The following is a 15,405-nucleotide window of genomic DNA, read 5'->3' on the forward strand; positions in this document are numbered from 1 at the left end:
CCGTGCGGGCCTCACCGCGACGGATAAGTCCCTTGATGGTAAGAATGTCGCGCGTATCGCCAATACTGTCTTTCTTCTCTTTGAGGAAAGCCTTTATTTCGCGATACTTATCCTTGATAACGGTATCCGAATCGCCTGCGAACAGCTGATTAAAGCCATTGATAAAGTGCATAAAGCGCGTTACCTCTTCGTCTCCAACAGCGATGTTGCCCGATGTTTGATAAGCCACATGCACCTCATGACCCTGCTCAACCAGTCTGCGTAGCGTTCCACCCATAGAGATGACATCGTCGTCGGGGTGCGGCGAGAAGATAATCACACGTTTAGGATAAGGCGTTGCACGCTCTGGACGATAGGTATCGTCGGCGTTAGGCTTACCGCCAGGCCATCCCGTGATGGTGTGTTGCAGGTCGTTAAATATCTTGATGTTGGCATTATAGGCCGAACCATACAAAGCCAAGAGTTCGCTTAGACCGTTCTCGTTATAGTCTTTGTTGGTAAGTTTGAGGATGGGTTTGCCCGTAAGCTGACACAACCATACCAAAGCCGAACGCACAAGCTTGTCTGTCCATTGGCAAGAAGTTACCAACCAAGGGTGCACAATGCGCGTAAGGCGCGATGCCGCGGGCAGGTCGATGACAACGTTGGCATCCTTATGCGTCTGCAAGAACGAGGCGGGCAGCACGTCGGTGATTTTCTCTTCCACCGCTTTCTGTATGATGTCGGCCTTATCTTCGCCCCAAGCAGTGAGGTAAATCTTACGTGCGCCGAGGATGGTAGAGATGCCCATGGTGATAGAACAGGGCGGAACGGCCTCCTTAGAGCCAAAGCTCAACGTCATTTCTTCGCGCGAAACGGCATCAATAAGTATCAGGCGCGAGCCCGAAGTAAGCACACTACCAGGTTCGTTCGTGGCGATATTGCCCATACGCCCCACGCCAAGCAACATCACATCGATGCCGCCCATGTCGGCAATGCGCTGCTCATATTGCTTGCAACTGCTGTTCACCATCTCTTGTGGCACCGTTCCATCGAGCGTAAACACGTTTTCGGGAGCGATGTCCACATGGTCGAGAAAGCGTTCGCGCAATTGGCTGATGCTGCTATGTGGGTTTCCTTCGTTGAGTGGGAAATACTCGTAGGCGTTGAACACAGCCACGCGAGCAAAGCTTAACCCATGTTCCTTGTGGCGTTTGATAAGCTCTTCGAACACGGGCGTTAGCGAATTGCCCGTTCCCAAGCCCAACACGCAAAGCTTGCCTTGATCGTTTTTAAGTTTTATCTCGGCCTCGATGGCTCGTGCGATGTGTTCGGCACCTTCTTCAATCTTGGGGAAGATGTCGGTGTTTATTTTCTCGCAGCGTGTTATTTCAGAGCGTTCGACGGCGTTTTTAGGGTTGTAATATTCTTCGGGAATTTTGTTTAGAACAATTTCCGAACTTAGGTTAAGTCTCATATCGTTAAGCCCTTTCTATATCTTTAAAATATTTGTAAGTACCAACTTTCAGTTCGTCGGTGGCAGCTTCGTCACAAACGATGATGGCATCTTCGTGCATTTGCAGCGCGCTAACGGTGCGCATCTGCGTAACGGGGCCTTCAACGGCATCGCGCAAAGCGCCGGCCTTACCGTGTCCGTTGATAAGTACCATCACTTGGCGTGCATCCATAACGGTGCCTACGCCCACAGTGAGCGAGAAACGGGGCACTTTTTCGAAGTCGTTATCAAAGAAACGCGAGTTAACCACACGCGTGTCGTGGGTTAAAGGCATGCGCCTGGTGCGCGAAGTGAGCGACGAACCGGGTTCGTTGAAGGCCAAATGGCCATCTACACCCACACCGCCGATAAACAAGTCGATGCCTCCTGCGGCCTTGATAGCCTCTTCGTATTGGCGACATTCGGCCTCCCAGTCTTCTGCATTGCCGTTAAGGATGTGCACGTTTTCTTTGGGACAGTCGATATGGTCGAACAAATTGCGGTACATAAACGAGTGGTAGCTTTCGGGATGCTCAACGGGCAGTCCCACGTATTCGTCCATATTGAACGTAACTACGTTTTTAAACGACACCCTTCCCTCCTTGCATGCCTTTACCAAAGCTTGGTACATGCCTACGGGAGTGCCGCCAGTGGGCAATCCCAACACAAAGGGGCGTTCCTTAGTGGGTGCTGCTTTGTTAATACTTTCAATGACGTGTTCAGCTGCCCAATTGGACAGTCCGTCATAATCTGCCTTTATTATTAATCGCATGGCTTTTTAAATATAAATTTGTTTGTAAGATTATGAACTGCAAATATACACAAAATAAGCCTAATAAGGGCAACTTATATAGAGAAAATCTAAGTAAACGGTGTTTTTCCCCTTTCATGAGGATGCCGTATGGGCGTATGCAGGCGAATTTGACAGTTGGTCTTTGCAATTCGTTCTGTATGAATAGGCTTGCTGGTTGGCCTATTGGCGGGCTTTGGCGGCTGCCTGTTTGCGAATTGATGTGTGGGTGCGAGATAGCAATGAACGATGCTCTTGCTAGATGGATGCGATAAGATGCTTTGTTAAAAAGCGGGGAATAGACTTACAAATTTACACACTTATGAACTGGACAACGCATTAACTCACAAAACTCATAAGCTTAACAACGCATTAAACTTATGAACCTATGAACTTAACAAATCAGAAACTCACAAACCTGATAAGCTTAACAACTCACAAGTTCACCTCCTCACAAACCTTAAAACGATACGATATATTTTACAAAATACACCTCGTTCGCCACCCCATTCTAGCGAAAACAGCGGGCTAAAAGCATGCAATTAGCTGTTGTTTTCAGCTTTACACCTCCCTGTTTTAGTCCAATTTTAAGAAAACAACCTGCATTTTGCACCACTTTGCCTTTCTAGTTTGGTTGCCAGCTCGTAATTTTTCAGGTCCAATTACCTGCTTTTAGCCCCTAAAATGCCACTTTTTAATGGGTATTTTGCACCTTTTGAGCCATGCTTTTAATGGTAAGGAGAGGTTTTGCCTATCGCTTTGACGTGGATATTTATGCGTTTCGCCCTGCATTTAGCAGCATTTTGGCTTGCGTTTAGCATCAAAACGCACTGCATTTAGCACCAAAACGCACTGCGTTTAACACCAAAATGCGTTGCGTTTAGCACCAAAATGCACTGCGTTTAGCACCAAAATGCACTTCAATTAGCCGCAAACAGCACAAAATCTGGTGCAAATTGCGGTTTTATGCAAGGCATATTCATTTTGTTTGCATTTACAACTTAGCCCGTTTTGCATCAAAACTAACCCTCGCGAGAATCGATTTTTTGCAGCCAGGTGGACACTTGGTGGATAAAAAGGCACTCATAATGTTAAAAATCTTACTGAAAAGAAGACAAAAATCTGGTTGACGAGAGAACGAATTGACAAGTTAACGAGAGGACAAGAATAGAAGTTAACAAGAGGACGAGTTAACAAGTTGGCAAGGGTACGAGAGAAAGAGAGAAAGCGTTAACAAGAGGGGAAGGAAACAAGAGGACAAACTGACGAGGGAACGAGTTGACAAGCCGACGAGATTACAAGCTTATTTCGCAGGTAAAAGCAAAAGGCAGAAGGGCTGCGAAACTTTATAGACCTATGAATTTAAGGACTTACGAACTCAAAAAAAGCAAGCTTAAAAGCTCATGAACTCAAAAAAAATAATGAACACAAAAGCTTATGAACTCAAACAAATATGAACTCAAAAACTGATGAACCCCAAAAGCCCTTGAACTTTAAAAGCGTATGAACTCAAAAGCCCAAAAACTTAAAAACTTATCAACTCAAAAAGCGTATGAACTCAAAAGCTCACAAACTCAAAAACTCATGAACTCAAAAAGCGTATGAACTCAAAAGCTCACAAACTCAAAAAATCATGAACTCAAAAGCCTATGAACCCAAAAACTTATAAACGCAAAAAATCATGAAATCATAAACCCAAAAGCTCACAAACTTACAAGCTCAAAAGCTCATGAGCCCAAAAGCTCACGAACTCATAAACTCAAAAGCTCATGAACTCAAAAACTCAAAAACTCAAAATAAGCCTAGAATTGTTCGAGAATAGCAATGCGTTTCTCTGGGTCGGGGTGCGTACTGAACAGACCTTTCACAAATCCCAACAAGCCAAGGTCCATTTCATCGGGGTGAACGATGAAGAGTTGAGCCACGTCTTCGCGGTTAACGCTATCCAAACCAGGGTTTCTGGATATTTTTCTTAATGCCGATGCCAACGCCAAAGGATTGCCACACAGTTCGGCTCCGCCAGCATCGGCCATGTATTCGCGCTTTCGCGAAATGGCAAAACGCGTGAGCAAGGTGAAGAAATAGGCAATGGCCGCACATATCACCACCACAACCAGCACAATAAATGTGGCCGCCATGCCATTGCGATTGTCTTTGTTGCTGCTGCTGCGCGAGTGCGAGCCGCCACTAATCATAAAGCCATAAAGCAGACGGGCAGCCACCATCATCACCGTGCTGACGATGCCAACGAACACGATGCTGGTGATAAGCAGGCGCGTATCGCGATTGCGTATGTGGGTTAGTTCGTGCGCCAAGACACCCGCCAGTTCGTCGTCGTCGAGCTTTTTCAATAGTCCTGTGGTTACGGTAACGGCATAGGTGCGCTTGTTTATGCCGCTGGCGAAGGCGTTTAGCTGGTTGTCGTCGACAACATAGATGGCCGGCATATCCATGTTGCAGGCCATGCAGAGGTTTTCAACGATGTTGTACACGCGCGCATTGTCTTTCCGAGTGAGCGGCTTGGCCTGAACCACATGCTGTATCATGCTTGCATTGAAGAAATAGGCTATCAAGAACCACACGCCCACGATGCCCACAACCCACGGAAGAACTTCGACGAAGGTTGTTAACACGGCATGAAGGTCTAACTGGCGATGAAACTCGCCATTGACATCATAGTAGCCGTTACCAAAATAGTTGACCACGGCGAGGAAAACCCACACCATACCCAAGATGATGATGGGAAAGAGCAGCAACAACAACAGGCTGAGCGTGTTGTTGCGGCTAATCTGCGTTTGCATTCCTACGTACTTCATGCGTTGTAAGGCGTGGGTTGATTAGAACTTAACTTCGGGTGCGCGCTCCACTTCTGCGCGCTGACTGTCGGGTATCTCGAACATGGGTTCTTTTTGGAAACCAAACATCTTGGCAAAGATTACCGAGGGGAAGGTCTGCACGGCATTGTTAAGTTCGCGCGTGGCCGAATTGAAGAAACGGCGAGTTGCAGCTAGCTTGTTCTCGATGTCGGCCAGTTCGGTTTGCAGCTGCATGAAATTGGCGTTGGCTTTCAGTTCGGGATAAGCCTCCATCGAAACCTTCAAGCCCGACAAGGCACTGGTAAGCATATTCTCGGCGGCTATCTTATCGTTTATGCTTGTAGCCCCCATAGCAGCGGCGCGCGCCTCGGTTACACGCTGAAACACGCTTTGTTCGTGTGCGGCATAACCCTTCACCGTGCCCACAAGCTGCGGCACAAGGTCGTGACGCATCTTCAATTGCACGTCTACATTGGCAAAGGCGTTCTCGCGATTGTTGCGAAGTTTCACCAAGTTGTTATACAATGCCACGCCCCAAATCAGGAGCAACACGGCCACTACAATGATAACGATTGCTGTTGCACTCATTGGACTATTCGTTTTAATGTTAAGGCGGCGCATCACGAGATGTTCTTTGCATGCCACTCGCCCAAAAATCATATTCAATAACTATCAAGTTGCCCACCGCTCTGCACCGCCCCCACGTAAGCACGACATGGCATGCACAAGGGAAATGCAGAACACTAGGCGCTGCAAAGATAGCGTAAAAAAAACATACCGCAAAGGAAATGTAAACAAAATTGGGATGATATGCAATTGCACATGAATATGCAAGCAGCCGAATTAGGCACGAGATTTGCTAAATGCGACATCTGCTTTGCTGCAACATAGCCAAAGCAAGCCAAGCATTACCCTTGCACGCACACACAGAAAAAACAGTTATAAAGCAGTTATTAAAACCTAAAAACCTAAACGCGCAACATCTTGCAAACATGGAATAGAACGTTGTAAATGCACCACTTACAGAAAGCAAGACGGGAAAAAAGAAAGGGGGCGGCATAAGCCGCCCCCTTTACAAGGCATTTCAGTTTTCTATGCAGTAGATTATTTCGGTTTTCGTTTCAAATGTTTTGGAAATCGGTCGTATTCATTAAACTGATGCAAAGGTACACATTAATTAAACAAGGTGCAAATATTTCTAAAAGAAAATAAAACACTTTACTTAATTTCTTCTTCTATTATTATTTTGTTTCTCTATTTATGCTATACAACATAAAATTTAGATACATTCATTGCATGATTATTACTTAATAGCTAATGACTAGATTAATTGCAATGGCTCATGAAGAGGAAAACAGAACAATTGGCAACGTAAACTCATGCACGACAACATCCACCAAAACCACCCTTGCCCCTACAACGAACAAGGCCACACCCAAGCCTCATGGAAGAGACGCAGGTATGGCCTTGTTAAAGGTTATGTTCTCGGCATCAGCCGAAACAGCTCGTTATTTGTATGAGCCTTTACCAGTTGAGAAGTTCAAATGACAGCGTTGACCAGCAGTTACTGGGATTTTTTCCGGGTCTTTTTCATCGTCGCCACGATAAACAATGTCGCCGGCTTTGTTCACGATAAACTCGCTCTTCCACCATTCGAAGTCCTTAAGCTTTACGCACATGCGAATCTCACCACTCTGCACAAACGCGGGTGAAACAAATTCGCCATCAGCCGTTGTGGGGATGGTGAAACGATTCTCAGCCTTGCAGCTCCAATCCCCTCCGTTGGTTGCTCCTTGCAGGTAAACTTCTGGTTTTTCGAAGCTAACGGTACGCTTTTCGCCATCGTTAGTAACGACAACGAGATACCAACCAGCATTACCAATCTTAATATTTCCTCCTGCATCACTGGGACTAGCCCCTGCATGGTCGGTGATAGTGGCGTTAGCCGCGCCAAACTCATTTTCCCACTTAGGATTGGGAGCGAACTTAAACTCTTCACCAGCCTTGAAATAAACCATCATCCAGAAGGTGGGTACGCCCTTACCTTGCTTTCCGATGGTACCTCTTACTGGCGTAAGTGGTTTCCAAGTCCCACCCCATCCATATTCACTACCCGTGATATAGCATTTGGTAATTTTGGGTGGCAACTTCACATACTTAGGAACAACAGTGAACTCTATCACATTAGAGTGCAGCGAGGCGACATTTGGCAATGCTGCCTTTACGCGCATATACACCTTTTGCGTTGCTGGCAATTGTTCGGGCTTTTCCCACTGTCCCACTTGCATAATGGCCAAAGCCAAGTCGTCGTTGGTGATGGTGGCCTTGTTTAGGGGGAAGATGGTGGAAATCTCGGCATAGTCGGCCACGACTTTACCACTAAGATCGGCCGCCTCATCAGCTGGCGATGCGGTGAATTTGCCTGTGTTAGACACTTCAAGGGTGTAGTTCACCTTGGCAAAATAGCCAAAGTCGGGCTTTTCCCATGCGAAACTAAATTGGGCAGCGTTGTTCAAATTCACTTGCGAGGATACAAATGCAGGCGTTTCCATCTTAAATGCTGTCGGCACTTTGATAGTGGGGTTATCGTCCCTATCGTCCGAACAGGCTGCCATCACAAAGATGCCGCCCAGCAGCATCAAGGATGTTTTTATGATTTTATTCATGTTTGTCTGAATTAATGGTTTAATATCCAGGGTTCTGCTTCAAGTTAGGATTAACGGAGAGATCGGAAACAGGCAAGGGGAAGATGTTGCGACGGACGTCGAAGGTGCGTCCATTAGGCGCTCCACCCTTCCATGACCACATATAATTGTTGTCTCCACCAAAGTATCCATAACGGATAAGGTCGGTGCGGCGTTGACCTTCAAAATAGAATTCGCGGCTACGCTCGTTGAGAATTTCGCGCAACGAGAAACCACGGAGTTCAGCAGCACCCGAGCGTTTGCGCAACTCATTAAGATAGGCAATACCTTGTGTTGTGGCATTTCCACCATTAAGGCGAGCCGTTGCCTCAGCGTATGCGAGGTAAGCCTCAGCCACACGGAAGAAGAAGAAGTCGGTATCGGCGTAGCCAGTGTCTGTTGTGGGCGAGCCGTCGCTCTTTATGCCCGTGAACTTCACTACCGAATAGCCTTTTTTAAAGTCCTTAATGGCATCGTCGTTGGATATTTCCAACGTACGATCTACTGCAAAGAACAAAGCACGTTTATCGCCAGCGGCATTCAATATGGTTGCTGTGTTTCCGGAGGGAACAGCTCCAGGGAAGAACTTCTGTACCAGTTCGCGACGTGCACGGTTTCCTGCCCAAACTCCACTTATGCCATGACCGGGCATATCTTTTTCGTAGGTTGATGAAATGAGAAACGTGGTGTTTCCGTATGCAGCAGTTTTATTTCCCTGTTGCAGCAGTGGCAGCACTGCTTCTACCGAGGCACCGCTCTCGCCGTTGTCGCCCATAAAGAGCATTTGGTAAGCAGAATAGTTGGTTGTGCCTGCGGTAAAGAGCTTATAGTCCGACTTTATCACCTTCTCGGCATACTCGGCAGCCTTCTGCCACTGTGGAGTACCGCTGTAAACCTCCGCATTGAGGTAAAGGCGGGTTAGCAACATCCAGGCAGCAGCCTTATCTGCACGACCGTAACCAGCATCGCTAGACTTCTTGGCCTTTGGCTCGGACAAGAGCGGTTCAATCTCTAACAGTTCTTTTTCGAGCCATGCATACACCTCGGCCCGTGTGCGTTGCACGGGCTTTTCGGCACTAACGGTGAGTGGCAGAGCTATATTTCCGAAGGCATCCATGGCCAAATAGAATTGCAATGCGCGCAAGAAACGTACCTCGGCCGTACGCGTAGCATCTACGTTTGCTGCCACATCCAAGTAGTGGTTGCAAACAGAGATGCCCGCGTAAAGGCGGTTATAGTAGATGGCAAGGAAGGCATTGCTGGATCCTTGCTCGTTGGTGTTCATCGTAGCCACACCCGGGTCGTTCCACGAACAGATGGCTTCGTCGGTGGTTAATTCGTTGGTGTTGAAATATTGGCGCACCAAACCCGTCGTACCCGGGTCTTCGGCAGTAACAATAGACTTGCCGGGACCTTCCAATCCCTCAATAGACAAGTTGGCATAGCATTGGTTGAACAAGGCTACGGGGTCCAGTTCCGTTCGCTTATTGGGGTCAATAGGCGTTACGTCGAGGTCTCCTATACACGAAGAAAGCCCAACGGTGAGCAGCATCGCAGCTGCTGGAAGGATGTTTTTAATATATCGTTTCATTGTAATTTCTCTTTTGGGGTTGTTAGAAATTCAAGCTCAATCCAAGTATGAATGAGGTGGGGCGGGGATATAGCTCATAGTCGAGACCGCTGAACACTTCGGGATCCAGCCCTTTATACTTGGTAATGGTGAAAACATTGGATGCAGTGGCGTAGACACGGCCGCTAAGTCCGTGCCAAGAGCCCGCCTTCATGAGATTGTTGAAGCTGTAACCCAAAGTGATGTTGTCGCAACGCAAGAACGAGGCGTTATGCACGAAGTAGTCGCTTTGTGTCCATTTGCTGCTTTGCCAGTTCAAGTCTAGGCCTGATTTAGGCCGTTGCTCCAAGAATCCGCTTGGTGCCCACAGCTGACTCATGTCGCTTCGGCTGGCTTCAACATCGTTATACACGTAGTTTCCGATGCTTGCGCGGAACGACATGCCCAAGTCCCAATTCTTATATTCAAGGCGCGAAGCGAGACCCATCGTTACAGGCGGGGCTGCTTGCTTGTAGAAATAACGGTCGTCATCGTTAATAATACCATCTTGATTGCGGTCTACAACAGCTCCTTCAATGGGTTTTCCGTTGGCATCGTAAGCTTGCTGATACACATAGAAAGCAGTAGCGGCACGGTCTACGGCGTATGCCAATATCTTTCTTCCCGTTCCGCTGTGTATCGATGCGCCGGTCTCTATGGGCTTAGAGTTTGCGCCAACCAGTTCGGTAATGCGGTTTTGGTTGAAGGTTACGTTGTAGTCTAGCGTCCAATACCAGTCTTTCGATTGGATGGCTTTCCAACTTAACGTAGCCTCGACACCCGTATTGCGCAGTGCGCCGATGTTGGTGTTCACGCGGTTGTCAAAGTTCGTACCGGCTGCTGCGGGTGCAAAGTTGAGCAAGTCGGTGGTCTTACGGTAGTACCAATCGATGCTTCCGCTAAGCCTTTGGTTAAGGATGCCCCAGTCTAGACCCACATTGAAGGTGGTTGTCGTTTCCCAAGTGAGGTTCGGATCGTAGGCCTGCGGCATGGCCAACCTACCATCTTCGAGTATGGGATAGAAGGATTGTGTGCCCGTGTTGATGTTGTAGATGGCGAAATAGTTATAGTCGCCAATGCCTTCTTGCTGTCCGGTCTTACCCCAACCCAGCCTAAGCTTGAGGTCCGAGACTGCGTTAACGTCTTTCAAGAAACCTTCTTCCTTGGCCTTCCATGCGAAAGCGAACGACGGGAACCAAGCCCAGTGTTTCTTAAAGCGCGAAGAACCGTCGTCGCGCACCGTTGCCGTAAAGAAGTAACGGTTAAGCAACGTGTAGTTGGCACGGCCGAAGAACGACACCAAGTAGTTCTCGGTGCGCGAGTGATAAGGCACGTGCGGGGTTTCTTGACCAGCCTTCGACTTATGACCCGAGCCATAGTAGCCAGTATAATCACTTGTCTCGTTACGCCAGAAATGCTGCCACTCGTAACCGGCCATGATGTCGAAGTGGTGTTTCTCATTGAAGTCTTTGAAGTACTGTGCGTACATGCTGAGCGAGAGATTGCGTTTCAGCTTGTTGGCCGAACCATAGCTACCATAATAGAAAGCTTCGGGTGCAGTGGGGGGTACGCGTTTGTTTTGTGTGCCCTCAGAAACGTCGGCGCCAAGGGTAAGGTGCAGGCGCAGGTCTTCAAAGCCATGAATCTTATAGTCGATGTCCGCACTTCCCACGAACGAGCGGCTGTAAGCTCTTTCGTAATGCAATGCCAATGCGGCAACAGGGTTGGTGGGAGCTAAGTTGTTGTTGGCGTAATCGTAATTCTTGTCATCGAGGAAACCACCTGGCGAACGCCACTGGAAATAACCGGCGAAGTTGTTGCTCTGGGGGCTAGCGTTATCGTAAATGTTTTGCGTGGGGTCGAAACGGAAAGCATCGTTAATGGCAGCATAGTTAGGATAATTCGTTTCGGCGAACATTCCTTTGGCGTTGAGGTTCATCGTCAGGTGGTCGTCGAAAAGCGAAGGATTGAGGTTCAAAGCTGCCGTAACACGTTGGAAATCGGAAGTTTTAAGGATACCTTGTTGTCCAGTATAGCCCACAGACACGCGGTAAGGCAAGTTCTTAATCGCACCCTGCACAGCAACATTGTGGTCGTGGCTCACGGCCGTACGGTAAATTTCTTTCTGCCAATCGGTGTTGGCTGTGCCCAATGCCTTTGCGGCATCGCTGCCTGTCCCGTATTTCTTCGTAATGAAATCGCGATATTCGTCGCCGTTCATCAGTTTGAGCGAGTTGCTCTTAACACCAATGGTTACACTACCATTATAGCTCACTTGCGGAGCCATACCCTTGCGACCCTTCTTCGTGGTGATGATGATAACACCATTAGAACCGCGCGAACCATAGATGGCCGTGGCCGAGGCGTCTTTCAAAACGTTGAACGACTCGATGTCTTGGGGGTTAACCATCGACAAGGGGTTAGACAAACCCTGCACGCCATTTTGGTCCATGGCAATTCCGCCGATAACGATAAGAGGATTGTTAGAGGCGTTTAGCGACGAACCTCCACGAATACGGATGCTCGACCCTGCACCAGGTGCACCGCCGTCAGACGTAATGTTCACACCAGCCACCTTACCCGAAAGCATGTCTTGGGGGTTAACCACAAGGCCCTTGTTCTTCGAGTCGGGTTTCAAAGCCGTTACCGACCCCGTCAGGTCGCTTTTCTTCACCACGCCGTAACCAATCACCACCACTTCGTTCAGCGATTTGGCGACATCGTCTTTCATGACGATAACCATGTTGGCACTGGCTGGCGCCTTTGCGTCGGAATAGCCGATGTACGACACCGTAACCTCGGCGCCTGCATTAGCGTTGATGCTGAAGTTACCGTCGATATCGGTAACCACTCCGCCTTCTTGTCCGGCGACACGCACCGTAGCACCCGTAATGGGTTCTCCGGTTGCATCTTTCACATGTCCCTTCACCACAATCTGCTGGGCAAAGGCACAGACGGAGAGGATAAGTCCACACACTAGCATGGCTATCCTTTGAGGCATCGCATTAATTAGCTGCTTCATCATTCTCAGTTTTTAAAAGTTTAAGTTATGCATTGTTTAAATTATAGTTGTCTGCTGTTATTATATATAAGGTACGCGCGCGCGTAAAAGGTCGTTTTTCGCCCTTTCGGGTTTCACATCCTTTCTTTCCGGCAATGCCGTTCGCGGTTCGTCACCAATCCAAATAACTCTGTCGGTTTATTGTTTCGTCTAGGTTTGTCGAGCCCACGGTTTTTAATGAGCCACAACATCTGTCTTGCAAAAGTAGCTTTCTTTGTGTTAGTTTGTGCTTTTTTCGCAGGAAAAGCGCAAAATGTTTAGCGCAAACGTTTGCATAAAATGAATTGAAAAGCTTTATCAGGCGAAAAAGTATGCAAATGAAAGGCCCAAAGGAAACAAAAAGGGTTCCCGCTACCAACCAGTTAACGAACCAACCGGCTTTACCCTAAACATCCCTACAACCCGCCAACCAATCAGCTTAAAAAACCATTGCCCCGCCGACCTAAAAACCAACCAGCCCGAAAGTTCACCGGCTCATCAACATAAAAACTCATCCTAATATGCAGAAAACCATGAATAATTCCGCATAAAAAATAAGGAAATACAGAATAAATTTATATCTTTGCAAGGTCTACCTCTACAAAAAGCCATCACAGAAAGGCTTAACAGACAACAACTACATGCGCTTTTTAGCGGCAAAAGAGAATTTAGAATTATGGGAGAAATAGCATCTATCACGATGAAGGATATCGCAAGAGAGTTGAACGTCTCGGTTGCGACTGTATCGCGCGCGTTGAAAAACAGCCCACGCATCAGCCGGCAACAACGCGAACGCATACAGGCCTACGCCAACGAACACAACTTCTCGCCTAACCTCATCGCCGAAAGCTTGCGCAACAGCAGAGTACGCCCGATGAAAATCATTGGCGTGATTGTACCCGAACTAACGCACTTCTACTTCGCTTCGGTGCTTGCCGGCATTGAAGAGGCGGCAGAGAAACAAGGCTACCGCATCATGGTGGCCCACAGCAACGAGCAGCACGAACGCGAAGTGAGCATCTGTAAGTCGTTCTTCGAGAACAAGGTATGCGGCATCATCGTGTCGCAGGCCAAAGACACCACACAATACGCCCACTTCCAACACCTTATCGACAGAGGCGTGCCGCTAGTCTTCTACGACAGAGTGTGCACAGGCGTAAACGCCAGCCGCGTGGTGGTAGACGACTATGCCGGCGCCTACGCCGCCGTTACCCACTTGGTGGAAACAGGTTGTAGGCGCGTGGCCTGTTTCAACGCGTCGATGAAACTCGAAATATCAAGAACCGCTACAACGGCTACTGCGACGCACTGCTCAAACACGGCATAAAGGTAGACCCCTCGCTGGTGTTCCAATGCGACAACCGGCTGGATGCTGAACGCATCATGCCCGAAGTGTTAGACAGGCACGACCGCCCCGACGCCTTCTTCGCCGTTAACGACGATACGGCCATCGGCATACTCTACTCGGCCAAACGCAGGGGATTTCGCATTCCCGAAGACATCAGCGTATGCGGATTTACCAACGGGCAACGCGCCGTGGCCTGCGACCCAGCCCTAACCACCGTAGACCAACATGGATTTCAGGTGGGCGAAGCGGCAGCCGAAATTCTCATGCGACACGTGGAGGGACACATCGAGAAAGGCAAGACAGAACGGAGAGTGGTTCGCACCCGGCTCGTGGTGAGAGATTCCACACGCCCCATTGCCACATCCATAACCGAACAGTTGGCGCGAACCCTGCCAAAGGAAACCAATACGGGGCACGATAAGGGAAAACCGGTGGAACAACAAACGCAATCCCAGAAAGCTAAGGCACAACAAACGGCCTAAGCAGCACTACCTACAACAACATGCACCCAACCACACATGCCACACCCAACATTCAGTGAGGTGCAAAAGCCAGTAACGCCAAATTACGAATATAACCATATATGAACAATCAACTGAAAAAGAAACCCGACATGGGCTTTTGGAAACTATGGAACCTTAGTTTCGGATTTTTCGGCGTGCAGATAGCCTACGCCCTACAAAGTGCCAACATCTCGCGAATATTCGCAACACTTGGCGCCGACCCACATGAGCTAAGCTACTTTTGGATTCTTCCGCCACTAATGGGCATACTTGTGCAACCCCTCGTGGGAACACTCAGCGACAAAACATGGACCCGTTTCGGCCGCCGCATACCTTATCTCTTTGTGGGTGCAACGGTAGCCGTGCTGGTGATGTGCCTCCTACCCAATGCCGGTTCGTTTGGCATGACGGCAGGCATGGCCATGATTTTCGGCCTGACGGCACTCATGTTCCTCGACACAAGCATCAACATGGCCATGCAACCCTTCAAGATGCTGGTTGGCGACATGGTGAACGAGAAACAAAAGGCCTTGGCCTACTCCATGCAAAGCTTCCTCTGCAACGCCGGTTCAGTGGTGGGCTTTATCTTCCCCTTCTTCTTCACCTTCATCGGCATCAGCAACATAGCCGCAGCAGGTGTCGTCCCCGACTCGGTTATTTGGTCCTTCTACGTGGGCGCAGCCATACTTATACTCTGCGTTATCTACACCACATTGAAGGTTAAGGAGTGGAACCCGAAAGAATATGCCGAATACAACCAACTGGAAAAGCCACTCGACAAGGAAAAGACCAACGTCTTTGCCCTGCTGCGCAACGCCCCCAAGACGTTCTGGACCGTAGGACTGGTGCAATTCTTCTGCTGGGCTGCCTTTATGTACATGTGGACCTACACCACAGGCTCTATCGCCGACACCGTTTGGGGCGTCGACATGCAGCTACATTCGGCCACCAGCACACCCCAATATCAAGAGGCAGGCAACTGGGTGGGCATACTTTTCGCCGTTCAAGCCATTGGCAGCGTGCTATGGGCAGTGGTGTTACCCAACATCCGCAGTCGCAAAATGGCCTATGCCCTCTCGCTACTATTGGGCGGCATCGGCTTTTTGTTGGTACCCTACATCGCCAACAAGTACCTCATGTT

The 15,405-nt window shown here is 48.7% G+C and carries 8 protein-coding genes and 1 pseudogene; 2 read left to right on the top strand and 7 right to left on the bottom strand.

Features of this window, described 5'->3' with window-relative positions; translation table 11 throughout:
* The 7 genes from BN93_RS04970 to BN93_RS05000 all read right to left on the bottom strand — a co-directional run.
* A partial coding sequence (locus BN93_RS04970) for a 6-phosphogluconolactonase (RefSeq protein WP_019187242.1) occupies nt 1–1,456 on the bottom strand: 1,456 nt, incomplete at its 3' end.
* Between the two features lie 4 nt (nt 1,457–1,460).
* Nucleotides 1,461–2,246 (bottom strand): glucosamine-6-phosphate deaminase, encoded by a 786-nt coding sequence (gene nagB, locus BN93_RS04975; protein ID WP_009231406.1) that lies wholly within the window; start codon nt 2,244–2,246, stop codon nt 1,461–1,463.
* A 1,820-nt stretch (nt 2,247–4,066) separates the two neighbouring features.
* Complete coding sequence (locus BN93_RS04980; RefSeq protein WP_019187243.1) at nt 4,067–5,080, bottom strand: M48 family metallopeptidase; 1,014 nt, start codon at nt 5,078–5,080, stop codon at nt 4,067–4,069.
* 21 nt (nt 5,081–5,101) lie between these two features.
* Entirely contained in the window at nt 5,102–5,668 is a 567-nt protein-coding gene (locus BN93_RS04985) for a LemA family protein (RefSeq protein ID WP_044259974.1), read from the bottom strand.
* Nucleotides 5,669–6,588: 920 nt separating this feature from the next.
* A complete protein-coding gene (locus tag BN93_RS04990) occupies nt 6,589–7,746 on the bottom strand; it encodes a SusF/SusE family outer membrane protein (protein ID WP_019187246.1) in 1,158 nt (385 codons plus the stop codon).
* 19 nt (nt 7,747–7,765) lie between these two features.
* Nucleotides 7,766–9,355: a RagB/SusD family nutrient uptake outer membrane protein gene (locus BN93_RS04995; protein ID WP_009231402.1), complete on the bottom strand. Its 1,590-nt coding sequence runs from the start codon at nt 9,353–9,355 to the stop codon at nt 7,766–7,768.
* A 22-nt stretch (nt 9,356–9,377) separates the two neighbouring features.
* Nucleotides 9,378–12,395 carry a SusC/RagA family TonB-linked outer membrane protein gene (locus tag BN93_RS05000; protein ID WP_084768700.1) on the bottom strand — a complete coding sequence of 1,006 codons (3,018 nt, stop codon included), beginning with the start codon at nt 12,393–12,395 and terminating at the stop codon, nt 9,378–9,380.
* A 694-nt stretch (nt 12,396–13,089) separates the two neighbouring features.
* Here BN93_RS05000 and BN93_RS05005 point away from each other — a divergent pair.
* A pseudogene (locus BN93_RS05005) lies at nt 13,090–14,243 on the top strand (LacI family DNA-binding transcriptional regulator).
* A gap of 101 nt (nt 14,244–14,344) precedes the next feature.
* Nucleotides 14,345–15,405 (top strand): MFS transporter (locus BN93_RS05010; RefSeq protein ID WP_044259884.1); only part of this gene is annotated, 1,061 nt, incomplete at its 3' end.

It is taken from the genome of Prevotella conceptionensis 9403948, assembly GCF_000312305.1.
GTDB classification, from domain to species: Bacteria; Bacteroidota; Bacteroidia; order Bacteroidales; family Bacteroidaceae; genus Prevotella; species Prevotella conceptionensis.